Source organism: Herbaspirillum sp. BH-1, assembly GCF_002870055.1.
Classification (GTDB): Bacteria; Pseudomonadota; Gammaproteobacteria; order Burkholderiales; family Burkholderiaceae_D; genus Herbaspirillum; species Herbaspirillum frisingense.
This window is the reverse complement of the sequence record NZ_PKOI01000031.1, coordinates 15,183-37,791: the sequence shown is the minus strand read 5'-3', so window position 1 is coordinate 37,791 and position 22,609 is coordinate 15,183. Positions and strand designations below refer to the sequence as shown.

Annotated in this window: 22 protein-coding genes and 2 pseudogenes; 13 read left to right on the top strand and 11 right to left on the bottom strand. The window is 64.8% G+C overall.

The window, feature by feature from the left end:
* The 3 genes from HBH1_RS23880 to HBH1_RS23870 all read left to right on the top strand — a co-directional run.
* The coding region (locus HBH1_RS23880; protein WP_369878650.1) for an MFS transporter at positions 1-1,220 on the top strand (1,220 nt) is incomplete at its 5' end.
* 228 nt (positions 1,221-1,448) lie between these two features.
* On the top strand, positions 1,449-3,182 hold the full coding sequence (locus tag HBH1_RS23875) for a methyl-accepting chemotaxis protein (RefSeq protein WP_102664632.1): 1,734 nt from the start codon (positions 1,449-1,451) through the stop codon (positions 3,180-3,182).
* Positions 3,175-4,980, top strand: coding sequence for a sensor domain-containing phosphodiesterase (locus HBH1_RS23870; protein ID WP_077234855.1), 1,806 nt, complete (start codon positions 3,175-3,177; stop codon positions 4,978-4,980). The genes HBH1_RS23875 and HBH1_RS23870 overlap by 8 nt, the downstream gene beginning before the upstream one ends.
* A 33-nt stretch (positions 4,981-5,013) precedes the next feature.
* Here the strand turns inward: HBH1_RS23870 and HBH1_RS23865 are convergent, their stop codons facing one another.
* Positions 5,014-6,369, bottom strand: a complete 1,356-nt coding sequence (locus tag HBH1_RS23865) for a sigma-54-dependent transcriptional regulator (RefSeq protein ID WP_102664631.1) — start codon at positions 6,367-6,369, stop codon at positions 5,014-5,016.
* Positions 6,354-7,793 (bottom strand): sensor histidine kinase, encoded by a 1,440-nt coding sequence (locus HBH1_RS23860; RefSeq protein WP_102664630.1) that lies wholly within the window; start codon positions 7,791-7,793, stop codon positions 6,354-6,356. The genes HBH1_RS23865 and HBH1_RS23860 overlap by 16 nt, the downstream gene beginning before the upstream one ends.
* 121 nt (positions 7,794-7,914) lie before the next feature.
* Here HBH1_RS23860 and HBH1_RS23855 point away from each other — a divergent pair, with 121 nt between their 5' ends.
* On the top strand, positions 7,915-9,468 hold the full coding sequence (locus HBH1_RS23855) for a sensor domain-containing diguanylate cyclase (protein WP_102664635.1): 1,554 nt from the start codon (positions 7,915-7,917) through the stop codon (positions 9,466-9,468).
* Between the two features lie 111 nt (positions 9,469-9,579).
* Here HBH1_RS23855 and HBH1_RS23850 read toward each other — a convergent pair whose 3' ends face one another.
* Together HBH1_RS23850 and HBH1_RS23845 are read right to left on the bottom strand one after the other, a co-directional pair.
* Positions 9,580-10,230 carry a 3-oxoacid CoA-transferase subunit B gene (locus tag HBH1_RS23850; protein ID WP_102664629.1) on the bottom strand — a complete coding sequence of 217 codons (651 nt, stop codon included), beginning with the start codon at positions 10,228-10,230 and terminating at the stop codon, positions 9,580-9,582.
* 16 nt (positions 10,231-10,246) lie between these two features.
* Complete coding sequence (locus tag HBH1_RS23845) at positions 10,247-10,942, bottom strand: CoA transferase subunit A (RefSeq protein WP_006461144.1); 696 nt, start codon at positions 10,940-10,942, stop codon at positions 10,247-10,249.
* 273 nt (positions 10,943-11,215) lie between these two features.
* Here HBH1_RS23845 and HBH1_RS23840 point away from each other — a divergent pair, with 273 nt between their 5' ends.
* Entirely contained in the window at positions 11,216-11,776 is a 561-nt protein-coding gene (locus HBH1_RS23840) for a PAS and helix-turn-helix domain-containing protein (protein ID WP_006461143.1), read from the top strand.
* 31 nt (positions 11,777-11,807) lie between these two features.
* On the opposite strand, the gene HBH1_RS23835 is transcribed toward HBH1_RS23840, so the two are convergent.
* On the bottom strand, positions 11,808-12,734 hold the full coding sequence (locus HBH1_RS23835; RefSeq protein ID WP_102664628.1) for a LysR family transcriptional regulator: 927 nt from the start codon (positions 12,732-12,734) through the stop codon (positions 11,808-11,810).
* A gap of 123 nt (positions 12,735-12,857) precedes the next feature.
* On the opposite strand from HBH1_RS23835, the gene HBH1_RS23830 reads away from it, so the two are divergent.
* From HBH1_RS23830 to HBH1_RS23820, 3 genes are all read left to right on the top strand, one after another.
* Positions 12,858-13,775: an MBL fold metallo-hydrolase gene (locus HBH1_RS23830; protein ID WP_102664627.1), complete on the top strand. Its 918-nt coding sequence runs from the start codon at positions 12,858-12,860 to the stop codon at positions 13,773-13,775.
* A 52-nt stretch (positions 13,776-13,827) separates the two neighbouring features.
* Positions 13,828-14,439, top strand: a complete 612-nt coding sequence (locus tag HBH1_RS23825) for an NAD(P)-dependent oxidoreductase (protein ID WP_102664626.1) — start codon at positions 13,828-13,830, stop codon at positions 14,437-14,439.
* A 75-nt stretch (positions 14,440-14,514) separates the two neighbouring features.
* Positions 14,515-15,246, top strand: coding sequence for a DsbA family protein (locus HBH1_RS23820; protein WP_102664625.1), 732 nt, complete (start codon positions 14,515-14,517; stop codon positions 15,244-15,246).
* 9 nt (positions 15,247-15,255) lie between these two features.
* Here HBH1_RS23820 and HBH1_RS23815 read toward each other — a convergent pair whose 3' ends face one another.
* Both HBH1_RS23815 and HBH1_RS23810 read right to left on the bottom strand, forming a co-directional pair.
* Positions 15,256-15,897: an HAD family hydrolase gene (locus tag HBH1_RS23815; RefSeq protein WP_102664624.1), complete on the bottom strand. Its 642-nt coding sequence runs from the start codon at positions 15,895-15,897 to the stop codon at positions 15,256-15,258.
* Positions 15,898-15,957: 60 nt separating this feature from the next.
* The gene (locus HBH1_RS23810) at positions 15,958-16,530 is read right to left on the bottom strand and encodes a TetR/AcrR family transcriptional regulator (RefSeq protein ID WP_102664623.1); all 573 of its coding nucleotides are present in this window, start codon (positions 16,528-16,530) and stop codon (positions 15,958-15,960) included.
* A 78-nt stretch (positions 16,531-16,608) separates the two neighbouring features.
* Here HBH1_RS23810 and HBH1_RS23805 point away from each other — a divergent pair, with 78 nt between their 5' ends.
* The gene (locus HBH1_RS23805; RefSeq protein ID WP_102664622.1) at positions 16,609-17,358 is read left to right on the top strand and encodes an SDR family NAD(P)-dependent oxidoreductase; all 750 of its coding nucleotides are present in this window, start codon (positions 16,609-16,611) and stop codon (positions 17,356-17,358) included.
* Between the two features lie 22 nt (positions 17,359-17,380).
* Here HBH1_RS23805 and HBH1_RS23800 read toward each other — a convergent pair whose 3' ends face one another.
* Complete coding sequence (locus tag HBH1_RS23800; protein ID WP_233207691.1) at positions 17,381-17,743, bottom strand: SDR family NAD(P)-dependent oxidoreductase; 363 nt, start codon at positions 17,741-17,743, stop codon at positions 17,381-17,383.
* 10 nt (positions 17,744-17,753) lie between these two features.
* Between HBH1_RS23800 and HBH1_RS23795 the strand changes: the two are divergent.
* Positions 17,754-17,882, top strand: a pseudogene (locus tag HBH1_RS23795) (AraC family transcriptional regulator); the annotation flags it as partial.
* Between the two features lie 104 nt (positions 17,883-17,986).
* On the opposite strand, the gene HBH1_RS23790 reads toward HBH1_RS23795, so the two are convergent.
* On the bottom strand, positions 17,987-19,234 hold the full coding sequence (locus tag HBH1_RS23790; protein ID WP_102664634.1) for an MFS transporter: 1,248 nt from the start codon (positions 19,232-19,234) through the stop codon (positions 17,987-17,989).
* Positions 19,235-19,340: 106 nt separating this feature from the next.
* On the opposite strand from HBH1_RS23790, the gene HBH1_RS23785 reads away from it, so the two are divergent.
* Positions 19,341-19,787, top strand: coding sequence for a winged helix-turn-helix transcriptional regulator (locus HBH1_RS23785; protein WP_006461133.1), 447 nt, complete (start codon positions 19,341-19,343; stop codon positions 19,785-19,787).
* A gap of 84 nt (positions 19,788-19,871) precedes the next feature.
* Here the strand turns inward: HBH1_RS23785 and HBH1_RS25535 are convergent, their stop codons facing one another.
* Positions 19,872-20,123: a hypothetical protein gene (locus HBH1_RS25535; protein ID WP_233207694.1), complete on the bottom strand. Its 252-nt coding sequence runs from the start codon at positions 20,121-20,123 to the stop codon at positions 19,872-19,874.
* On the opposite strand from HBH1_RS25535, the pseudogene HBH1_RS25530 reads away from it, so the two are divergent.
* Both HBH1_RS25530 and HBH1_RS25525 read left to right on the top strand, forming a co-directional pair.
* Positions 20,016-20,282 (top strand): annotated as a pseudogene (locus HBH1_RS25530) (NAD(P)-binding domain-containing protein); the annotation flags it as partial. The gene HBH1_RS25535 and the pseudogene HBH1_RS25530 overlap by 108 nt on opposite strands.
* A 60-nt stretch (positions 20,283-20,342) precedes the next feature.
* On the top strand, positions 20,343-20,873 hold the full coding sequence (locus tag HBH1_RS25525; RefSeq protein ID WP_233207692.1) for a DUF2520 domain-containing protein: 531 nt from the start codon (positions 20,343-20,345) through the stop codon (positions 20,871-20,873).
* Between the two features lie 71 nt (positions 20,874-20,944).
* Here the strand turns inward: HBH1_RS25525 and HBH1_RS23775 are convergent, their stop codons facing one another.
* A complete protein-coding gene (locus HBH1_RS23775; protein ID WP_102664633.1) occupies positions 20,945-22,363 on the bottom strand; it encodes an aminotransferase-like domain-containing protein in 1,419 nt (472 codons plus the stop codon).
* Between the last annotated feature and the right edge of the window lie 246 nt (positions 22,364-22,609).

The window sequence follows — 22,609 nt, the reverse complement described above, 5'->3', positions numbered from 1 at the left end:
CCCCTGACCCCACTGCGCCTGCACCACAGGCCGCTGCCGGCTCCGCACCGCCCCATCCGGGCTCCCTGCTGACGGCCGGTTTCCTGGCCCTGGGTACCTTTGCCATCGGTACCGAGGGCTTCATGATCGCCCCCTTGCTGCCGCGCATGGCGGCCGACTTCGGCATGAGCGTGTCGGTCGTGGCCAGCCTGGTGATCGTCTTCACCCTGGTGTTGGCCCTGAGTTCGCCCATCACCACGGTGCTGTCGGCCAACGTCAATCGCCGCAATGTGCTCATCGGCGCCATGGGCATCTTCACCGTGGCCAACCTGGCGGCGGCCCTGTCCACCAGCTTTGCCGGCCTGCTGTTCGCGCGCCTGCTCATGGCGGTGGCCGCCGGGCTCTACACGCCCAATGCCAATGCCCTGGCGGGCGCCATCGTCAGACCCGAGCAACGCGGGCGGGCGCTGGCCATCGTCAGTGGCGGCATGACCATTGCCATCGCCCTGGGCCTGCCATTGGGTTCCGTGGTGGGGCATGCCTTCGGCTGGCGTGCCACCTTCCTGGCGGTGGCGGCAATGGGTGCCGTGGCGGTGGTCGGTATCTGGCTGGGCGTGGATCGCCGGGCCGGTGGCCAGTTGCAGGTGGCCAGCCTGCGCGAGCGGGTCGGCGTGATCGGGCAGGCAGCGGTGCGTCGCCTGCTGGCCGTCACCCTGTTCTGGTCGGTTGCGGCCTATGCCGCCTATCCCTATATCGCGCCTTACCTGGCACATACCCTGGCCTTCGGCGAAACCGGCATCGGCCTGACGGTCAGCCTGTGGGGGGTGGCGGCGGCCGTGGGCGTGAGCACTGGCGGCATGCTCAATGACCGCTTCGGCTCGCAGCGCGTGGTCCGTACCGCCCTGCTGCTGCTGGCACTGTCGTTCTGGGCGCTGGCGGCAGCCACCTGGCTGGCACCGCAGGTCGCGCTGGTCCCGGTGCTGGTGGCCGTGGCGCTGTGGGGCTTTGCGGTATGGGCTTTCTTCCCGGCTCAGATGGCACGGCTGATCGCGGCCGGTCCGCCTTCGCAGGCCTCGGTCTCGCTCTCGCTCAATACCTCCACCATGTACCTGGGCTTCTCCGTGGGCAGCGCCATCGGCGCCGGCATCCTCGGTCTGGGTGCGGTTGGCGGGATCGGCCTGTTCGCCGGCTGCTGCGCCGTGCTGGGGCTGGTGCTGGACCGCGCAGGCAAGCTGCCCTGAGGCAAGCAGGCCATCCGAGAACGTCCAAGAAGTTTTTCCGCCGTCGTGATAGGCTGCCGATCCGGAAAACAGCGGATGACCGGTTGGGGCCGGTCGTCCGGAAACATGCCCCTCTTTGTCCTGCGAAGGGGCATGGGGCAACCTATCATCGAACTGTCTTCCATGGCGCGAGAGGGCGCCGGCCGCGGATCTCATCCGCACAATCAAATCCATATAACAGGGGAAATCATGGATAAGGCTAACAACAAGGGGCGTTCGCTCAGCGTGGCCGCGCGCCTGGGTCTCAGTTTTACGCTGGTGCTGGTGATGATGCTGGTGCTGACGGTGGTGAGCATCAGCAAGGTCAATGCCATCGAAGGCAGCCTGACCACGGTCAGCGAAGACAATAACGTCAAGCAACGCTATGCCATCAACTTCCGTGGCAGCGTCCACGACCGCGCCATCGCCCTGCGCGACCTGACGCTGGTGGACGACGCCGAGGTCAAGGACGTGGTGGCCCTGATCAACAAGCTCGATGCCGACTACCAGCAATCGGCGCAGCCGCTGGATGCCATCTTCGCCAACAAGGGCGCGCATGCGCCCAACGCCGACGAGCGCGACGCCCTGGCCCAGATCAAGGCCGCCGAAGCCCGCGCCATGCCGCTTTCGGCACGCATCATCGCCGCCCGCAGCAGCGGCGACATCGACGGCGCCCGCAAGATCATGCTGGGCGAAGCCAAGCCGGCCTTCATCACCTGGCTGGCCACGGTGAACAAATTCATCGACCTGCAGGAACGTATGAGCCAGGCCGAGTCGACCAAGGCACGCAGCACCGCCCGCGGGTTCCAGGCGTTCATGCTGGTACTGCTGGCAGCCGCCATGGTGGCCGGGGTCGTGCTGGCAGGTCTGATCACACGCTCCATCGGTCGCGCCCTGGGTGCCGAACCGGACGAGGTCAAGCAACTGGCACTGGCGGTGGACCGTGGCGAGCTGTATCACGAAGTGGCCCTGCGCCGCTACGATGGCGGCAAGCGCCAGAGCATCATGGCGACACTCTCCGAAATGAGCATCAACCTGCGCAATACCGTGACCGAAGTGCGTGATGCGGCTGCCGGTGTGGCCACCATCAGCGCCCAGATCGCCGCCGGCAACAGCGACCTCTCGGCCCGCACCGAAGACCAGGCCGCCTCGCTGGAAGAAACCGCCTCGGCCATGGAACAGCTGACGGCGACCGTCAAGCAGAACGACGGTCACGCCCGCGAAGCCAACCAGCTGGCGCGCAATGCCTCCGACATCGCCAAGCAGGGCGGCGCCATCGTCGACGAAGTGGTCGATACCATGGCTGCAATCAACACCTCGTCGCGCAAGATCGTGGACATCATCGGCGTGATCGACGGCATCGCCTTCCAGACCAACATCCTGGCGTTGAATGCCGCAGTGGAAGCGGCCCGTGCCGGTGAACAGGGACGCGGCTTCGCCGTGGTCGCCACCGAAGTACGCAACCTGGCACAGCGTAGCGCGGCGGCGGCCAAGGAAGTCAAGCAACTGATCGATGCATCGGTCGACAACGTCGAGAACGGTACCCGCCTGGTGGAACGCGCCGGCGAGACCATGGAACAGATCGTGGCCAGCGTGCAGCAGGTCACTGATGTGATGGGCGAGATTTCCACCGCCAGCCATGAGCAGAGCGTGGGCATCGAGGAAGTGCACAAGGCCATCGCCCTGATGGATCAGGTCACCCAGCAGAATGCGACCCTGGTGGAACAGGCCAGTGCCGCCGTCTCCAGCCTGCAGGACCAGGCGCAGCACCTGACCCGGGCAGTGGACGTGTTCCAGCTGGCAGCGCCCTCCTCGTTCGCAGCACCGGCCGCAGCAGCGGTGACGTCGCGCCCGAGCGTCGAGGTCAATCCGCCACGTGCGCTGACAAGCCAGACCAGCCGCCCCTTGCAGCTGGCCGCCGCCGGGGATCACGGCGATGCCTGACCCGGCCCTGTCCCGGCCGAACGATGAACTGCAGCGCCTGGCGGCGCTGCATGCCTTGCATCTGCTCGATACCGGCTCCTCCGAAGATCTGGACAACATCACCCGCCTGTGCCACTCGCTGTTCGGCGTCAACGGGGCGTACGTTTCGCTCATCGACGCCGACCGGCAGTGGGTCAAGTCGCAGAGCGGCCCGGACATGTGCGCGCCCTCGCGCGAGTTGTCCTTCTGCGACCACACGGTCAGCCAGCGTGCGCTGATGGTAGTGGAAGACGCCACCCTCGATGCCCGCTTTGCGGATAATCCGCTGGTGTCCGGGCCGCCGCATATCCGTTTCTACGTGGGCGCGCCCCTGCTCACGCCCGAGGGCCATGCCATCGGCGCGCTGTGCATCACCGACACCGTGCCGCGCACCTTCGATGCAGCCCAGCGCAAGCAGCTGCAGCAGCTGGCTGCGCTGGCGATGTCGCAGATGCTGCTGCGGCGGGCCATCGGCCGTGTCGATCCGCTCACGGCCATGCCCAACAAGTACCAGTTGCGGGAAGACCTGGCCTCGCTGGTCCCGGCCGACAGCGCCCTGCAGGAGGCAGAGCCGGGCACCCGGGCGCTGGCCTACATCGACATGCCGGACGCCCACACCTCCTTCGAGATCGGCAGCGTGCTGGGTTCGCGCATCCATGACGAGCTGATCCGCAATGTCGGGGCGCGGCTGCAGACGCTGGTGCAAGGCCAGGCCGATGTCTATCACATCAGCGACGGTCGTTTCGCGCTGCTCTCGCATGCCGGCAAGGCCGAGCAACTGGCCGGCCACCTGCGCGGCATGACAGCGGCACTGGAACAACCGGTCGACAGCATGGCCGTACCGATGAACCTGCCCAGCTATGGGGGCATCGTCAGCGTGGTGCAGACCCGCGAGCAATTGCGCGATGCGCCGCGCAAGGCGGTAGCCGCCCTGCACGAAGCACTGGCGCGCCGGCAACGCTGGGCCGACTACGATGCCGATGCCGACGTGATGCACCAGCGCCGCTTCCGCCTGCTCAACGATATTCCCGATGCCCTGCTGCCGGAGCGCCAGCAGGGGGGTGGCCTGGCCCTGGTCTATCAGCCCAAGCTAGACCTGCGCAGCAACCGCTATCACGGCGGCGAAGCGCTGCTGCGCTGGCAGCACCATGAACTGGGACCGATCTCGCCGGCCGAATTCATCCCGCTGGTAGAGCGCACGGCGCTGATCCGTCCGGTATCGGAGTGGGTGATCCAGGCCGCCCTGCAACAGATGGCGACCTGGAAGGATGAGGGCATGCCGGTCAAGCTGGCCATCAACCTGGCCGCGCCCAATTTCGAGGAGTCCGACCTGATCGGCCGCCTGGAACGCGGCTGTCGGGACAGCGGCATCGACCCGGCCATGGTCGAGATCGAATGCACCGAAGGGGTATGGATGCACAGCCCGGCCGTGCTCAAGCTGCTGCATGAGATCCGCGCCCTGGGCATGGGACTGGCGCTGGACGATTTCGGTACCGGCTACAGCAACTTCGCGTACCTGCAGCAGGTCCCGGCCTCGGTGGTGAAGATCGACCAGTCCCTGATCCGTCACCTGGACAGCAGCGCAAGGGATCGCCGCATCGTGCAATCGCTGATCGCGCTGGCCAAGGAACTGGACTACCACATCGTGGCCGAGGGCGTGGAAACGGCGCAGACCCTGGAGCTGTTGCGCGCCTGGGGCGTGGACGAAGCGCAGGGTTACTACATGGCCCGCCCGCTGACACCGGAGGCCTTCTCGGCCCACGTGCGGGCGGCGGCCTGAGGCCACAGGTACCAGGTGCCTTCCGTGAGGCCGCTAGCTACCTGGCGGCCCCGCTTCTTCCAGCTTGCGATACAGCTGCTGGCGCGAAATGCCCAGCCGGCGGGCGGCTTCGGCGCGGTTGCCGTTGGCCGCGGCCAATGCGCGCTCCAGCATCAGCCGCTCCACCTGTGCCACCGCCGCCGCCAGCGGACCATCCCAGTCGATCTGCATGCCCTGCGCCGGGCTGGTGGCAGACAGGGTCGGCAAGACAAGATGTTCGGCCTCGATGCAGTTGCCGTGACTCATTACCGCCGCCCGTTCCATGGTATTGCGCAACTCGCGCACATTGCCCGGCCAGGCATGCTGCAACAGGCGCCGCGCGGCCGCCGCGCTGATGCGCCTGGGGCTGTCGCCACCGTGCTGGCGCAGGAAATGTTCGGCAATGGCCAGGATGTCGCCGGGCCGCTCGCGCAGCGGCGGTACCATGATCGGTACCACCTGCAGGCGATACCACAGGTCTTCCCGGAAGCGCCCCTCGCGAATCTCCTGCGGCAGGTCGCGGTGGGTGGCGGCGATCACCCGCACATCCACCCGCAGCGACTGGCTGCCGCCGACCGGCGTCAATTCCCGCTCCTGCAGCACGCGCAGAATCTTGGCCTGGGTCGGCAGGGCCATGTCGCCGATCTCGTCCAGGAACAAAGTGCCGCCATCGGCTTCCTGGAAGCGTCCCATGCGATGCTGGGTGGCCCCGCTGAAGGCGCCCTTGACGTGGCCGAACAGTTCGCTTTCGATCAGCTCGGCCGGGATCGCCGCACAGTTGACCGCCACGAAGGGACGCCCTGCGCGGCTGCCATTGCGATGCAGGGCGCGTGCCACCAGCTCCTTGCCGGTGCCGGTTTCACCCAGGATCAGCACGGTGGCGTCGCTGGTGGCAGCACGGCCGATCTGCTTGAAGACCTGGCGCATGGCTTCGCTGTCACCCACCAGCTGGTTGCGCTCGCCGGCAGCGGCACTGTCCGCGTCCGGCGCAGCTGAAGAATCCGGGGCGGCGGTACTCTGGCGCAAGGCACGTTCCAGGGTCTCCACCAGTGCCGTGCGCGGGACCGGTTTGGTCAGGTGGTCGAAGGCGCCCAGGCGGATGGCTTCGATGGTGTTGTCGCCGCTGGCATAGGCGGTGAGCATGATGCAGGGAATGGCGGCAATGGCCGGAGCACGCTGCAGGAAGACCAGGCCATCTTCCTCCGGCATGCGCAGATCGACGATGGCGGCGTCGATGGCATGGGCCGAGAGCAGGCGCAGGCCGGCGGCGGTGCTGCCGGCCTCCAGCACCTCATGGCCGAGATCGCCGACGGTCTCGGCCAGGCTACTGCGGAAGGCGACGTCGTCATCGACGATCAGGATGCGCGCCATGGCAACTCCATATCGAAACGGGCGCCACGCTCGGTGGCGGCCAGGGTGATGCTGCCGCCATGGGCATGCACGATTTCGCGCACCAGCACCAGTCCCAGACCGGTCCCGCCGCTGCGCTGGCTGACGAAGGGATCGAACAGGCTCTCGCGCAGTTCGGGCGCGACACCGGGGCCGTCATCGGCAACCCAGAGCTGCAGGCGGCCATCCGCGCCAAGCCGGGCACCGATGTCGATATGGCCGCCGGCCTCGCAGTGGGCCAGCGCATTGAGCAGCAGATTGTCCAGCGCGCGTGCCATCTGCACCGGGTCCAGCGCACTGGTCGACAGCCCCGAGGCGAAGCTGGGCAGATCCAGCGTAGTGCCCAGCTGCAGTTGCTTTTTCTCGGCCAGCTCGGCATGGGCCTGGCGCCTTTCCTCGATCCAGGCCGCCAGGTCGATGCGCTGGCGCTGCACCTGGAAGGGCTGGGCCAGGGCCAGCAGGCTGGCCACCAGCGAGTCGAGCCGCTCGGTCTGGCTGACCACCATTTCCAGTGCACCGGTCACCCGCGCCTCGCGCACCTGGGCCGACGCGGCCAGGGCGTTCTCGGCCTTCATGCGCATGGCGCCGATGGGATTGCGGATTTCATGGGCCATGCCGGCCGCCACCCGGCCCAGCGTGGCCAGGCGCTCGGCATGCGCGAGCTGGCGCGACAGGTGCTCGGACTGCCCGCGCCAGCGGCTCAGCGTACTCCCCAGCCAGACCCCGCTGACAATGACGAAACCCAGCAACAGCGCAATGGCCACCAGCAACTGGTTGAGCACGCCGGCGCTCATCACCGGCACGCGCTTGAGCGTCCAGGCCGCCAGCGACACGCCCTTGAAGTTGACCGGGCAGGCGGCGAACACCACCGCCTCGCGCAGGCCGGGGCGCACATCGCTCACGGTGGCCGCGCCATCGAGGGCGCGCTGGGCGATCGAGACGATGCGTTCCATTTCCGCGCCTGGCGGGTCGCGCTTGATGCCGCTGCCGTCATAGGTGGGAAAGGCATAGGCCACCACGTCCTGTTGCGGGTGCCAGAAGCCGCCCTCGACCCCGGCCTGATCGCGCAGGGACAGGTCGATCACGGCCTGCATCAGCGAGCGCGCAGGCAGGCCGTCGGCATTGAGCGCCTGGCGGGTGCTGCCGGCAGAGGCGGAGGGAGGGGTGGAAGGTGGGGTAGAAGGTGGGGTGGAAAGGGCATGCGCCAGTCCGGCGCTCATGGCGGTGCAGCTCACCGCGGCCTGGCCGGTGGCCTGGCTGATCTGCGAGGCGGCACCCTGCCGGCTCAGCTGCAGCAGCAGGAAAGCCAGCACGAGCGCGATCAGGGCAATGAAGGCCCACAGGATGACCAGGTCGCGTTTGATGGTGTTCTTGATGTTCAGGAGACCTCCGGTGCCGGCTGGCATGTCGCCTTTCATGGCGCTCGCATTTAAGCACGAAGCTTTACCGGTGATAAGCCATCTGACAGGAAGGCCGGGAGGGCGGTTCATCTTTTGTTGCAACTCAATCACGTTGCCGCCGATCAAGATGGAAGCGCTTTTTGCTTTATGCGTTAATTGCGCCTGGGGTGAAGCAGGGGGAAATAAAATCAAGCAGTTGAAGAAATATCTGGTGGTGGTCCTGGGCATCGCCATGCTGATGGTGATCGCCATGTGTGCCAGCACGCTCTACCAGAGCTATCGCCAGACGCGCCTGGCGGCCGTGGACAATGCCGGCAACGTGACCCTGATCGCCCAGCGCGCGATCTCGCGCAACATGGAAGTGCTGTCGCTGTCGCTCGATACGCTGGCCTACCGCTACCAGCATCCGCTGGGCGCCGGGCGTCTGAATGATGCCCAGCGCTATGCCTACCTGTTCGGCAGTACCGCCAATGTCAGTCATATCTCGGTGATGGCGATCATCGATGCCCATGGCCGGGTCCAGGCCAGCTCGCGTCGTCGCCAGGGCGATGCCGCGCCCAACTACGCCGACCGCGCCTATTTCACCGTGCATCGCGATTCAGCCAATGCGGGGCTGTATGTCTCCAAACCCATCCTGGCCAACCTGCCCAACCTGGGCAACGATGTACGCGTGGTGGTGCTCTCCAAACGACTGTTCAATGACGACGGCAGCTTTGGTGGCATCGTCGTCATGGCGCTGAACCTGAGCTATTTCCGCGAACTGTTCGAAGGGCTTTCGCTGGGCGCCGATGGCGTGATCTCGCTGTATTCCGACGATGGCGTGGCCTACATGCGCATTCCGTACAGCGAGCAGATCATCGGCCGCGACCTGAGCGGCAGTTCCAACTTCCAGCGCATCCAGAGCGCGCTGCGGCACGAGGAAGGCAGCTTCTTCGCCCGTGCCAACAGTGACGGCGTGGAACGGCTCTATACCTTCCGCCGCATTCCCGATTCGCCGCTGATCGTCTTCGTGGGCTATGCCGAACAGGCCATCTTCAAGAACTGGCGCAAGACCCTCTATGCGGTGATCATCTCGCTGTTCATCTTTGCCCTGCTGTTGGCCTATCTGCTGTCGCACGTGCGTCAGGAACTGCGTCGCCGCGTGGCCATCGAGAGGCGCCTGGAAGAGCTGGCCCAGACCGACGGCCTGACCGGCCTGCTCAATCGGCGCGCCCTGGATGAGGCCCTGCAGGCGACCTGGGAGCGCTGCCGGCGCAATTTCAATTCGACCTTCTCGGTGCTGTTCATCGATGTGGATTACTTCAAGCCCTACAACGATACCTATGGCCACAAGTTCGGCGACGGCGTGCTGCAGGAGGTGGCCAAGACCATCAGCGACAACCTGCCGCGTCAAACCGACTGTGCCGGCCGCTATGGCGGCGAGGAATTCGTGGTGCTGCTGGAGCTGACCGACACCGAAGGTGCGCGCCTGATGGCACAACGCCTGTGCGACGCGGTCTACAGCCGCCTGATCGTACATGCCAGCAGCCCCTTGCGGGTGGTGACCATCAGCGTGGGCGTGGCCACGCTGCAGCGCGCCCATCATCATCGCGTGGAAGACGTGCTCAACGCCGCCGATGCCGCGCTCTACCGGGCCAAGCGGGATGGCCGCAATGCGGTGCGGGTCAGCACGGTGGATTGAAACGCCCGCGGCGGCATGGCCTGCACCAAGAAAAAAGGGCGCCGTTTCCACGGCGCCCTTGTTCATTGCAGTGCAGCGTCAGCGATCGTTCGGCGCTGATGCAGATTTCGCTCAGACCTCGCTCACGTCGAGCGGTGCTTCGGTCTTCTCGATCACTTCTTCCTTGGTGACACCGGAAGCCAGTTCGATCAGCTTCAGGCCACCGGGGGTGACGTCGATCACGCCCAGGTCGGTGATGATGCGGTTGACCACGCCCACGCCGGTCAGCGGCAGGTTGCAGTCGTTCAGGATCTTCTTCGAGGTGCTGCCATCCTTGGCCTTGGCCACATGCTCCATCAGGACCACCACGCGGCCGACACCGGCCACCAGGTCCATCGCACCGCCCATGCCCTTGACCATCTTGCCGGGAATCATCCAGTTGGCCAGGTCACCCTTGGCCGAGACCTGCATCGCGCCCAGGATGGCGATGTTGATCTTGCCGCCACGGATCATGCCGAAGGAATCGGCCGAACTGAAGAAGGACGAGCCAGGGATGGTCGTCACGGTCTGCTTGCCGGCGTTGATCAGGTCGGCGTCGACCTGGTCTTCGGTGGGGAAGGGGCCGATGCCCAGCAGGCCGTTCTCGGACTGCAGCCATACTTCGATATCGTTGGGAACGTGGTTGGCCACCAGGGTGGGCAAGCCGATGCCCAGGTTCACGTAGAAGCCGTCCTGCAGTTCCTTGGCTGCGCGGGCAGCCATTTCATCTCGGGTCCATGCCATTTTGTCGTGTCTCCTCTTATGCGCGCACGGTGCGTTGTTCGATGCGCTTCTCGGGCGTGGCGTTGACCACGATGCGATGCACGAAGATGCCGGGGGTGTGGATCTGGTCCGGATCGAGTTGCCCCACTTCCACCAGTTCTTCCACTTCCACCACGGTGACCTTGCCGGCCATGGCGACATTGGGGTTGAAGTTGCGGGCGGTCTTGTTGAAGACCAGGTTGCCGGCCTTGTCGGCCTTCTGCGCCTTCACCAGCGACACGTCGGCCACCAGCGAACGCTCCATCACATAGCGCTCACCGTCGAATTCGCGCACTTCCTTGCCCTCGGCCACCAGGGTACCGACACCGGTCTTGGTGAAGAAGGCGGGGATACCGGCGCCGCCGGCGCGCAGCTTCTCGGCCAGCGTGCCCTGCGGGGTGAATTCCAGTTCCAGTTCGCCGGCCAGGTACTGGCGTTCGAACTCCTTGTTCTCGCCCACGTAGGAGGCGATCATCTTCTTGATCTGGCGGGTGGACAGCAACTGGCCCAGGCCGAAACCATCGACCCCGGCGTTGTTGGAAATGGCGGTCAGGTTCTGCGCGCCCGAATCACGCAGGGCGGCGATCAACGCCTCGGGGATGCCACACAGGCCAAAGCCGCCGACCGCAATGGTCTGACCGTCCTTGACGATGTCTTTCAACGCGGTGGCCGCGTCTGGATACACTTTGTTCACGAGTCTCCTTTCGGCTCTTGTCTTGCGAGCAGGGTTGCAAGCTGCTGGTAGGGATACCAGCTCAAACAGGGATGGCATCGGAGCTTCTCTTTCGCGCTGCGCCATGGCAATGCCGGGCTCCGATTAGCGCCAATTATCATAGGTCAGGTGAAATAAGCCATACAATACGGTAAAAATACCTGGCGCAATGCAGCATAACATCGACCGCAGGGGCGGTGCGCCGGGTTCGAGGGACCTTGCCGTCTACTTGCGGCACATCGCGCAGCATTACTCATGACCCAGCCACTTGCCATCGACTTCGAACAGGTTTTCATGCACGCGCCCATCGGCATGTGCGTCTCGCACAACCGCATCATCCAGCAGGGCAACCTGGCGATGGCGGCGATGTTCGGCTACGAAGTGGAACAGTTGCGGCAGACGTCCTTCCAGGAAATCTATCCCACCGCCGACGAGTTCGAACGCACCGGCCTGCGCCTGGTCCCCATCCTCAATGAAAAGGGATTCTATTCGGACGAACGCATCATGAAGCGTTCCAACGACGAGATGTTCTGGTGCCATGTTACCGGGCACGCCCTGAACCGCGACAACCCCCACGCCGCCGGCATCTGGACCTTCGAGGACGTGAGCGCCAAGCGCCCCATCGCGCCCGGCCTGACGCCACGCGAACGCGAGATCGCCGCGCTGCTGGTGGAAGGCAAGACCAGCAAGCTCATTGCCCGCCAGGTGGAACTGAGCCCGCGCACGGTGGAAATGCATCGCGCCCGCCTGATGCGCAAGTTCGCCGCCTCCACCTCCTCCGAACTGGTGCACAAGCTGCTCAGCATCACCCCCTGAATGGACCCGGCCGTGGCCTGACCTGCCTCGCTCAGAACGGTTGTCCGGCGAAGCGCTGGGCCAGGAAATCAAGCATGGTGCGCAAGGTCGCCGGCATATGCTTGCGCGAGGCGTAGACGCCATACATCCCCAACTGCAGCGGCTCGAAGTCCGGCAGCAACTGCACCAGCCGGCCACTGGCCACCAGCGGCGCCACCGCATAGGCCGGCATGTGGCCGATACCGACCCCGGCCAGCACCGCCTGCAGCAGCACCGTGACTTCATTGGCACTGATGCTGCCGCCCACGGCCACGCTCTGGGTCTGCGGCGCCGTCCTTGTCTTGCCGCCCTTTCCAGTTGTCTTCTTCGGATCGAACTGCCACAGGCTGCGCCCCACATAGGAATGGGTCAGGCAATTGTGCAGGGCCAGTTCTTCCACCTTGCGCGGGGTGCCATGGTGGGCCAGGTAATCCGGCGCGGCGCAGATGATCGAGCGACACACGCCCAGCGGTCGGGCAATGAGGTTGGGTTCCAGCCGGTTGGTCATGCGGATGGCCAAGTCGATGCGTTCTTCCACCAGGTTCACCGTGCGGTCCAGCGCCAGCAGGTCCACCGCCACACCGGGATAGCGGCGCCCGTAGTCGACCACCGCCTGGATCAGCTGGGTCTGCGCAAAGGAAGTGCTGGCGGTGATGCGCAATAGCCCACGCGGGGTTTCGTCGGGCGTGTCCAGCGCATGGCGCATGTCATCGGAAAACTCCAGCATCTGGCGGCAACGCGGCAATATTTCATTGCCGGCCGGCGTGAGCGACAGGCGCCGCGTGGTCCGGTGCAGCAGGCGCGCCCCGACCCAGTCCTCCAGCTCGGCCACATAGCGCGACACCACCGGCCGCGACAGGTCCAGCTGCCCGGCCGCCGCCGACAGGCTGCCGCCGTCCACCACCGCCACGAATACCTGCATGGCCATCAAGCGATCCATGGTGCCGCCTTTCTATCTGCACGTTTTTGGAAACAAATTGTGATCGATTATGCTGTTTTTCGAAAACAAAAGCGATCCTATGATGGCGACTCCCTGTACCGATATTTCAACCACGGAGTCTTAATGTCCTCATCCTCCCGCCTGCTGCGTCCCCTGTTGCGCTCCCTGTCGGCACTGGCTGCCACCGGCCTGCTGGCCCTGTCCGGCGCGGGCAGCGCGACGGCTGCGCCTGCTGCACCGCTCAAGCTCGATATCTACAACCCCGGCAAGGAAGCGATCTTCCCGGTCAGCTCGGTCCTGGTCTCGGGCGAGCGCGAAGCGATCCTGGTCGATGCCCAGTTCGGCCAGCGCGAAGCGCAGCAAGTGGTGGAAAAGATCCGCGCCAGCGGCAAGAAGCTGACCACCATCTACATCAGCCATGGTGACCCGGATTACTACTTCGGCCTGGAAGCCATCCACGCCGCCTATCCCGACGCCAGGATCGTGGCCACTGCCCCCACCGTGCAACACATCCGCGACACCGCCGCCGGCAAGCTGGCCTACTGGGGTCCCAAGCTGGGCGACAACGCCCCGCGCGCCACCGTCACCCCGGAGGTGCTCAAGGGCCGCAGCCTGACGCTGGAAGGTCGCAAGCTGGAGATCGTCGGCCTGGATGGCCCGCAGCCGGATCGCAGCTTCGTCTGGATTCCATCCCTGAAGGCGGTGGTCGGTGGCGTGGTGGTAGCCGGCAACATCCACGTCTGGGTGGCCGATACGCAAAGCATGAAATCGCGCCTGGACTGGCTGGCTACCCTGGCCCGCATCGAGAAGCTCAAGCCTGCCGTCGTCGTGTCTGGTCACTATGCCGCCGGGGCGCCGCTGGACATTGCCTCGGTCCGCTTCACCCGCGACTATCTCAAGGCCTTCGACACCGAAGCCGCCAAGGCGGCCGATGCCAACGCCCTGGTCGCGGCCATGAAGCAACGCTATCCCGACCTCGGTGACACCAGCTCCCTGGAGCTCTCCGCCAAGGTCATCAAGGGCGAGATGAAATGGCCCTGAACCGGCTGATCCAGACTTGCCCGCTCTAACTCAACCCTCGAAAGGAAACCTCATGAAAATCGCACTCATCGGCGCCTCCGGCAATGTCGGCAGCCGCATCGTGGACGAAGCCTTGCGTCGCGGCCACAATCTCGTCGCCATCGCCCGCGATGCCGGCAAGATCGCCCAGCGCACCGGCGTGACCGTGGTCGCGGCCGACGTCAAGGACGCCACCAGCCTGGCATCGGCCATCAAGGGCGCCGACGTGGTCGTCTCCAGCGGCCGCTTTACCAGCTTCGGCGCGGCCGACCTGCTGCCGGCCGTGAAGGCGGCAGGCGTCAAGCGCCTGGCCATCGTCGGCGGCGCCGGCAGCCTGGAAATCGCACCTGGCAAAGCCCTGATCGACACCCCGGAATTCCCGGAAGAGTACAAGCCGGAAGCCGCCGGCGGCCGTGACTTCCTGAATGCCCTGCGCGGCGAGCAGGCACTGGAATGGACCTTCCTGTCGCCCTCGGCCCTGTTCATCGCCGGCGAACGCACCGGCCAGTTCCGCCTGGGCCAGGACCAGTTGCTGGTCGGCGCCGATGGCAAGAGCTGGATCTCCTATGAAGACTTCGCCGTCGCCCTGCTGGACGAACTGGAACAACCTAAGCACGTCCGCGCGCGTTTCACGGTAGGCTACTGAGCCAGGCAATACCCAGGGCCTGATGGTGAAAACACCCTCAGGCCCGACATCGATTCATCCAAGAGGAACCCCATCATGACCACCCCCGCCACCGCTCACGACACCGTGCTCCACTACATCCACGATCCGCTGTGCGGCTGGTGCTATGGGGCTGCGCCACTGGTGGCCGCAGCCCGCGCCGTGCTGCCGGTGCAGGCGCATGGTGGCGGTATGATGGCCGGCCGCAACCGCCGCCGCGTCGACGCGCAGTTGCGCGACTACGTGATGCCGCACGACCACCGCATCGCGCAGATGACCGGGCAGGCATTCGGCGAGGACTATTTCAATGGACTGCTCAAGGACACCGAGGCCGTCTTCGATTCGGCGCCACCGATAGCCGCCGTGCTGGCGGTGCAATCCATCCAGGGCGTGGCAGCCGGACTGGACATGCTGGCGGCCATCCAGCGTGCCCATTACCAGCAGGGACGACGGATTTCTGAAGTAAGCACGCTGACCGAACTGGCCCAGGCGCTAGGCATTGACGCTGCTACCTTCGCTGCCGAACTGCAGCGCGTGGAGCAGGAAGAACTGGACAACCACATCGCGGCCAGCCGTGAATTGCTGAACTACGTCGGCGGACGCGGCTTCCCGACCTTCATCTTGCAGCGGGGCGATACGCTGGAAGTGCTGGACGCCGGTCGCTGGCTGGGGCAGGTCGAGCAGTGGGCCGCCTACCTGCGTGAGGAAACCGGCACGAGCAGCACGACATTGCCAGCACAGGAAAGCACGCCGCTCCAATGCGATGTGCAGACCGGCCGCTGCGACTGATCACGACCGTCAGACCGGCAAGCCCAGTGCGCGCAATTGCAAGCGGGTCTGCTCCGCCTGGACGTGATGAATGCCCTGCCAGCCCAGCGCCCGGCAGGCGTCGATATTCTTTTGCGCGTCGTCGATAAAGACCAGCTGCTGCGGCTGCAGTGCCGGCAGGTGGCGTCCATAACGCTCCAGCGCGATCTCGTAGATGCGCGGCTCAGGCTTGATGCAACGCTCGTCGCCTGACACGACGATGTCCAGGAAGAGCTGCATGAAGTCGTGATTGTCCCGCGCATGCGGATAGGTCTCGGCGGACCAGTTGGTCAGGCCGAATACCGGCACCTGCTGCGCATGCAGTTCACGCAGCAGCGCCACGCCCTCGGGGAGCGGTCCGCACAGCATTTCCACCCAACGACCATAGAAGGCCCGGATCAAGGCTTCGTGCTGCGGATGCTGCCGCACCAGCAGCTCGGTCGCATCGGCCAGCGTGCGACCACCATCCTGCTGTACGTTCCATTCGGGTGAGCAGATGTGGGTGAGGAAGTGGTTGCGCTCCTCTTCGTCAGCGATCAGCTGGCGATACAGGTGCTGGGGATTCCAGTCGAACAGTACGCCGCCGAAATCGAAGACGACGGCGCGGATGCCGCTTGGTGCTGAAAACGTCATGGTGGATGTCCTGTCAAATGGTCTGGAAGGCTTTCCGTCGCGTGGTCTGAAACGCTCCGATCACCGCACGCCGACGCCGTCGAGGAACAGGTCGATCAAATGGGCGATCCGCGATTTTGTCGCACTGCCTTGTTCGATGCTGAGGGAAATCGCAGTCACCATGCAGACGAGATCCTCGACCGAGACGTCCCGCCGAATGGCGCCCGCCTTTTGTGCGCGCAAGAGCAGGCGTTGCGCTTCCTCGCCGCTGGCGTGACAACCCGGCGTGCCGCTCTTGAGGACCGTACCCAGCGCCGCCGCCAGCCCCCGATAGTGCGACGCATGCGCCACGAGATCCTTCACGAAGGCGCGCACGGAAGCATCGGGGTCGAGCTTGTCGTCACGTCCCCGGCTCGCCTCGGCCAGCGCCATCAGGCGCTCATCGTTGGTCGCGGCAAGCAGCGCCTCCCGGGTGGGAAAGCGGCGATACAGCGTGCCGATCCCGACTTTGGCGCGCTTGGCGATGTCGTCGAGCGAGGCATCTGCTCCCCGTTCCAGGAACACTTCTTCGGCTGCCGCAAGGATGCGCTCGCGATTGCGCGCGGCATCGACCCTTAACGAGGGTTCTTCTGTCAGGGGGAATTTGTTCGTCATATTCAAATGCGCTTGCAAAAGTGGATGATATCTCCACATAATAAGTGGAGCAATTCTCCACTTATGAAAGGGACAGAGATGGCAAAGCGATTCGACGACAAGGTTGTGGTGGTCACCGGTGGCAGCGAAGGCATTGGCCTGGCCACCGCCAAGCTGTTTGCAGCCGAGGGCGCCCGGGTCTATGTGACCGGTCGCAGGGCCGACAAACTTGATGCGGCAGTCCGGGAAATTGGCCATGGTGCGGTCGGTGTATCGGGGGATGCCGCCAATCCAGGCGATCTGGATCGCCTCTACGCACGCATCCAGGCGGAGCAAGGAAGAGTCGACGTGCTCTTCGCCAACGCCGGGACCGCCTCGGCCGATGCCAAGCCACTGGGACTGATCGATGAAGCGGACTTCGATCAGATCTTCAATCTGAATGTACGCGGATTGCTGTTCAGTGTGCAAAAGGCGCTGCCCTTGATGTCGGCAGGCGGCGCAATTGTCCTCAATGGTTCCGTGGCCGGGGTCAAAGGCTTCCCGGGGCAGTCGCTCTACAACGCGAGCAAGGCCGCTGTGCGCTCCTTTGCGCGCAGCTGGACCGCGGATCTGAAGGACCGTCAGATCCGCGTGAATGTGGTGGCGCCTGGAGGAACCGAGACCCGCCTGATGCGTGACTACCTTGAAGCGCGTCCTGGGGTGGAGGACGCACTCAGGCAGCTAATCCCCGCAGGACGCCTGGGGGAACCGGATGAAGTAGGACGTGCGGTACTGTTCCTGGCATCGCCCGAGAGCAGTTACATCGCCGGTGTCGAGTTGTTCGTCGATGGTGGTTCCGTCGCCGTGTGAGACAGTTGGCTGCGCTTGTTCATTACGCTTCGCCCGTCAATTCTGCGCACTTGATCCATAACTGCTCGGCACCTACCGGATCGAGCGCATACGGGCGTACGCCCGCGCTGAAAGCGCTGACGACGGCATCGTCAGCAAGCGGCGCAGCGATTGCGCAGTCTTCGTAGTAACGTCCGCCGATGGTCTCGGCATCCGCGACGACGCCGGCCCAAAGCGTCGTCGCGGCGCCTTGTGCGGGGGTCTTGACCTCGAAGGGCGCATTTCCCAGCGCCAGGTGCTGTTCATGCATCGAGGCAAAGGCACGCTCGAACACTTCAGGCGCGATATTGCGCGTCAGCTCGGTCAGGATGACACCCGGGTTGCTGGCCTCTGACGTGGACGCCACCCGGACCGCTTACGCGGTGGGATATGAAAGCCCGTCCCAATTCAGCCGTGAATATTCCCGATTGTTCGGCCATCCGCCGAAACGGGATGCTTCCCGCCTGCGTGAAAATCTGGTGGATGTATCCAATGTCGTCGTTTGATGCTGCTGGCCATCCCTGGCGCATCACACTGGCCCGGCGCATTGCGGGCATTGGCGCTGCTGGGCATGAGAGCATGGTGCCATTGGGTCAGCCGGACTTCCGCGCTATCGATCTTGCGTATGGGTGGCTGCCATGGATGAAACCCGTCGGGTCAGCCACCAGAACAGCAACGCCAGCAGGCTGACCGCGGCACCCAGCAGGCATACCGCTTGCCAGCCCGCATGGGCATAGGTGGCCGTCGCGCCGATCGCTCCCAGGCCACTGCCGACGGCATAGAACAGCATGTAGAGACCGATCAGGCGACTGTAGGCGTCGCGCCGGGTCAGGAAAATCATGCTCTGGCTGGTGACGTGGAGCGCCTGCGCGCCTATGTCGAGCAAGATGATGCCGACCACCAGCGCCACCAGCGACCACGCCATCAAGGACAGCGGCCACCAGGCCAGCAGCAGGAGTGCCAGTGCGACGGCACTGGTACGCTCCCCCTGTCCACGGTCGGCCCATTGCCCGGCACGCGCGGCGGCCAGTGCACCGATGGCGCCGACCAGGCCGAAGGCGCCGATGGCGGTATGTGAAAACCCATAGGGTGGCGCGCTCAAGGGCAGCACCAGGGCGCTCCAGAAGATATTGAGTGCGGCGAACATCAACATGGCCAGCACGCCCCGGACTTGCAGGACCTTTTCCTGCAGCAGCAGCGTGAGCATGGAAGCGATCAGACGCAGATAGCCCATTTCATCGGGCACGGCGGCCAGGGCCGGAAGCCTTCTCCACAGCGGCAGGGCAATGGCCAGCATCAGCGCGGCAGCGGTCAGGTAGACACCGCGCCAGCCTGCGAGGTCGCTGACGCCTCCCGCATAGACCCTGGCCAGCAGCAGACCGACGAACACACCGCTTTGTGCCGCGCCGACAACCCGCCCTCGTTCATGCGCAGCCGAAGCGCTGGCGGCATAGGCGATCAACCCCTGTGTCATCGCCGTACCCAGCAAGCCGACGGCGAGGACGCCGATCAACAGGACCAGCGCGCTCTGGGCCAGACCGACGACCACCAGCGCGAGCACCAACGCCAATAGCTGTATCGCCATGAGACGCCGTCGATCCATCCGGTCACCCAGCGGCACCAGCAGCAACAAGGCCACCGCGCAACCGATCTGGGTCGCGGTGACAACGCCGCCGATAGCAGCGTGGCTGATGCCGAAGTCTCTCGAGAGGGCATCGAGCAGCGGTTGCGCGTAATAGACATTGGCCACGCTCAGGCCGCTGGCGATGGCGAACAGCCATAGCATGCTGCGCGGCATATCGGCGCGCCGGACCGGTGCAGCGGGTCGGTTCGGCGCTGACGCCGGAGTATCCTTCATCATGGCATTCATCCAATCTGGTTGCAAATCGAAACTCATTGAATGCTAGATGATGTAGTTTTATAATGCAACCAGATTGACCACCGTCCCGGCTCGGGGAGATGCCATGCCAAACAATAGCGTCCTGACTGACGAACCCTGTCCCGTTGCGCGCAGCGTCGACGTGATCGGGGATCGGTGGTCCTTGCTGATCGTGCGCGATGCTTTCGACGGCGCTTGTCGCTTCGGCGAACTGCAGCGCAATCTGGGCGTGGCCCGCAACATCCTCTCCGACAGGCTGCGCAAGCTGGTCGAAGCCGGCATCCTCGACATGCAGGCCGCCTCGGATGGCACGGCCTATCAGCAATACGTACTCACCGCCAAAGGCGAAAGCCTGTTCCCCGTCGTGGTGGCGCTGCGGCAATGGGGCGAGCAACATCTGTTCAAGCGCGGCGAACGCCATTCGGTGCTCATCGACAAACGCACCGGCAAGCCGATTCCGCTGATGAAGCCGACCGCCAGGGACGGCGGCGGATTGCCCCCCAGCGCGACCGAAGTACGAAAGCTCGCCTGAGCGAACCAGGCCATTGCTATTCGGCCCTGCTTGGACTATGGTTGTATTACGCAACTATATGAAAGCTGCGGTAACGGGCCGTCTTCATGTCGTCGAGGAAATCCGCAAGGCTTCACGCATGGCCTTGCCGACCTGTTGCGCCTCAATTTGCCGCGAAACCCGATGACTGGCGGCGTTGATCAGGGAGAATCCATGCAAACGGCGAATGTGCTTTCGCGGATCGGCTTCGTGGGAGCGGGCCGGGTCGCCCAGACTCTGGCGGCCGCCTTCGCCCAGGCGGGGCATCGCGTGGCGGCGGTGCATAGCAGAAGCGATGCCAATCTCGCCCAATTCCATGCGCGCTGTCCCGAGCCCATCATGGCCGGCTCGCCTCAGGAAGTCGCTGAACTATCCTCCCTCGTCTTCTTGACCGTGAGCGATGATGCGATCAGGCCGGTCTGTGAAGAGGTTTCGTGGGCAGCCGGGACAGCCGTCGTTCACTGCTCCGGCGCCACGGAAGTATCGGCCCTGGTGAGCGCCAGGCAAGCCGGCGCCCTGGTGGGAGGATTTCATCCCATGCAGATGTTCGCCAATCCCGATGTCGCTCTGGCCGGGCTGCCGGGATGCACGGTCGGGATTGAGGCCGAAGAAGGCTTGCTGGCGACATTGGAGTCCTTGGCGAAAAGTATCGGATGCGTCCCGTTGCCGCTCCCCGCCGGTATCCGCCCGCTCTATCACGCCTCGGCCTATTATGTCGGCCCCTTCCTGATCGCGCTGTTGAAAGAGGGGGCCAAGCTGTGGGCAGGCTTTGGCGCATCGGAGCGGCAGTCCATGGCCGCCCTGATACCGCTTCTGCGAGGTACCGTGGCGGCCGTGCAGGATGCCGGCCTGGCCAAAGGAATGGGGGGATGCATCGCACGTGGGGATATGGGAACGATCCAGAAACATCTGGCTTCGCTGGAGCACGTGGATTCAAGCGCCGCTGACCTGTACCGCAAGCTGGCACTGCGCAACATTCCCCTGGCCTTGGAGCGCGGCAGCATCGATCCGGGACGGGCAAGGCAGATCGAGACACTGCTCCACAGCACGGACAAGCCGGTTCGATAGTGCCTTGCGGCCGGGACCGTTCTGGTTACACGCGCGGCTTCAAGGGGTTCCTGTTGCGCACGATAGAAGGCCTACAGCCCTCGCAGGAAATCAAACAACTCCGGCACATCCGCATAACCCACATTGAAACGGAAGCTGGTCTTGTCCGGTGCCGACAGATGGAAGAAATCCCCTGGCGCCAGCCAGATGCCCTTCTGCCTGGCGCGGTCGGCGATCTCGCGGGCCGACAGTGCGCAGCCCTCGATGGTGGCCCAGGTGAACATGCCGCCACGCGCCGGCGTGAAAGGTGTCAGGCCGGCGTCGCTCAACTTGGCGTTGAGAGTGGCCTGGGCGTTGAGCAGGGTCGCATTGAGGGTCTGCACATGGCGCCGATGATGGCCTTCGGTGAGGACGTTGTGCACCAGTCGTTCGTTGATCTCCGAATTGGTCAGCGTCAGCACCATCTTGGTATGCACGATCTGCCGCGCCAGTTCGCGCTGGCAGGCGATGTAGCCCACCCGCAGCGAGGGCGCGATGGTCTTGGAATAGCTGCCCACGTAGATCACCCGCTGCAGGCCATCCAGCGCGGCCAGCATGGGGTCGGTGGCCTGGCCGAGTTCGCGGAAGATGTCGTCTTCCACCACCCAGAAGCCATGCCGCTCGGCCGCCTGCAGCACGCGCATGGCGCAGGCCGGGGTGTAGGAGGTGCCGGTCGGGTTCTGCAGCACGCTGGTGGTGAAGAACATCTTGGGCCGGTGCACCCGGGCCAGCGTTTCCAGCTGCTCGGTATCGACCCCGCCCGGAGTGCGCGACACGCCGATCACGTTCAGGCCGGCCAGGCGCAGCATGGCGATCAGGTTGCAGTAGCCGGGGTCGTCGATCATGACCGTGTCGCCCGGCTGGGTCATGGTGCGGATGACCAGATCCAGGGCCTGGGTGGCGCCGTGGGTGGTGAGCACCTGTTCGATGCCCAGCTCCAGTGCCCAGTGGCCGAGGAATTGCGTGATCAGCTGGCGCAGCGGGGCATAGCCGTAGGGGTGGCCATAGCCCACCTGCTGCGCGCCGGGCGAGCGGATGATGCGACGCTCGGCCTGGTGCAGACCTTCGTCGTTGAGCCACTTGCCGGGTAGCCAGCCGCAACCGGCCTTGATGGGCACGCGTTCGTCGGCAAACATTTCCGAGAGCAGCCAGGCCGAGTCGATCACCGGTTCATGCGGCACGAATACCGCCCGTGCTCCGCTCTGGCCAGCGCGTGCGGCCACGAAGAAGCCGGCGCCACGGCGTGCCAGCAACATGCCGCGTGCCACCAGTTGTTCATAGGCTTCCACCACGGTGGAGGCGCCGATGGCGTGGCTCTGGGCAAACTGGCGGACCGAGGGCAGGCGTTCGCCGGAGCGCAGTTCGCCGGCCTCGATCAGCCCGGCCAGGCCGTCGGCGACCTGCTCGACCAGGCGGGCCGCGGTATTGCGTTGCAGATCGAGTTGCAGGGGCGCTCGCGGGAGCTTGGCCATGCTGATCCTTTCGGGCGGGATGTGGCCCATGATGTCCACTGCATTGCTGCAATCGGAGGATGTGTGTTGTGAAAACCTGAACTGTATTGCTCTTCTGACGGCCGCGGAGCGGGCTCAACATTATGCTTCCCTCCCCTGCTGGATAAAGGCTGCTGGGCCATCGACGCCAGTCGGCCGGGCAATGCCGTTCCCGGCGGATAACTCAATACAGTTTATCGCGCTTAACAATACAGTTTCAGATCAAAA

Coding starts and splice junctions, on each gene's coding strand:
- HBH1_RS23875 (WP_102664632.1), top strand. CDS start 1,449: ATGGATAAGGCTAACAACAAGGGGCGTTCGCTCAGCGTGGCCGCGCGC.
- HBH1_RS23870 (WP_077234855.1), top strand. CDS start 3,175: ATGCCTGACCCGGCCCTGTCCCGGCCGAACGATGAACTGCAGCGCCTG.
- HBH1_RS23865 (WP_102664631.1), bottom strand. CDS start 6,369: ATGGCGCGCATCCTGATCGTCGATGACGACGTCGCCTTCCGCAGTAGC.
- HBH1_RS23860 (WP_102664630.1), bottom strand. CDS start 7,793: ATGCCAGCCGGCACCGGAGGTCTCCTGAACATCAAGAACACCATCAAA.
- HBH1_RS23855 (WP_102664635.1), top strand. CDS start 7,915: ATGGAAGCGCTTTTTGCTTTATGCGTTAATTGCGCCTGGGGTGAAGCA.
- HBH1_RS23850 (WP_102664629.1), bottom strand. CDS start 10,230: ATGGCATGGACCCGAGATGAAATGGCTGCCCGCGCAGCCAAGGAACTG.
- HBH1_RS23840 (WP_006461143.1), top strand. CDS start 11,216: ATGACCCAGCCACTTGCCATCGACTTCGAACAGGTTTTCATGCACGCG.
- HBH1_RS23835 (WP_102664628.1), bottom strand. CDS start 12,734: ATGGATCGCTTGATGGCCATGCAGGTATTCGTGGCGGTGGTGGACGGC.
- HBH1_RS23830 (WP_102664627.1), top strand. CDS start 12,858: ATGTCCTCATCCTCCCGCCTGCTGCGTCCCCTGTTGCGCTCCCTGTCG.
- HBH1_RS23825 (WP_102664626.1), top strand. CDS start 13,828: ATGAAAATCGCACTCATCGGCGCCTCCGGCAATGTCGGCAGCCGCATC.
- HBH1_RS23820 (WP_102664625.1), top strand. CDS start 14,515: ATGACCACCCCCGCCACCGCTCACGACACCGTGCTCCACTACATCCAC.
- HBH1_RS23815 (WP_102664624.1), bottom strand. CDS start 15,897: ATGACGTTTTCAGCACCAAGCGGCATCCGCGCCGTCGTCTTCGATTTC.
- HBH1_RS23810 (WP_102664623.1), bottom strand. CDS start 16,530: ATGACGAACAAATTCCCCCTGACAGAAGAACCCTCGTTAAGGGTCGAT.
- HBH1_RS23805 (WP_102664622.1), top strand. CDS start 16,609: ATGGCAAAGCGATTCGACGACAAGGTTGTGGTGGTCACCGGTGGCAGC.
- HBH1_RS23790 (WP_102664634.1), bottom strand. CDS start 19,234: ATGAAGGATACTCCGGCGTCAGCGCCGAACCGACCCGCTGCACCGGTC.
- HBH1_RS23785 (WP_006461133.1), top strand. CDS start 19,341: ATGCCAAACAATAGCGTCCTGACTGACGAACCCTGTCCCGTTGCGCGC.
- HBH1_RS25535 (WP_233207694.1), bottom strand. CDS start 20,123: ATGGAATTGGGCGAGATTGGCATCGCTTCTGCTATGCACCGCCGCCAC.
- HBH1_RS25525 (WP_233207692.1), top strand. CDS start 20,343: ATGCAGATGTTCGCCAATCCCGATGTCGCTCTGGCCGGGCTGCCGGGA.
- HBH1_RS23775 (WP_102664633.1), bottom strand. CDS start 22,363: ATGGCCAAGCTCCCGCGAGCGCCCCTGCAACTCGATCTGCAACGCAAT.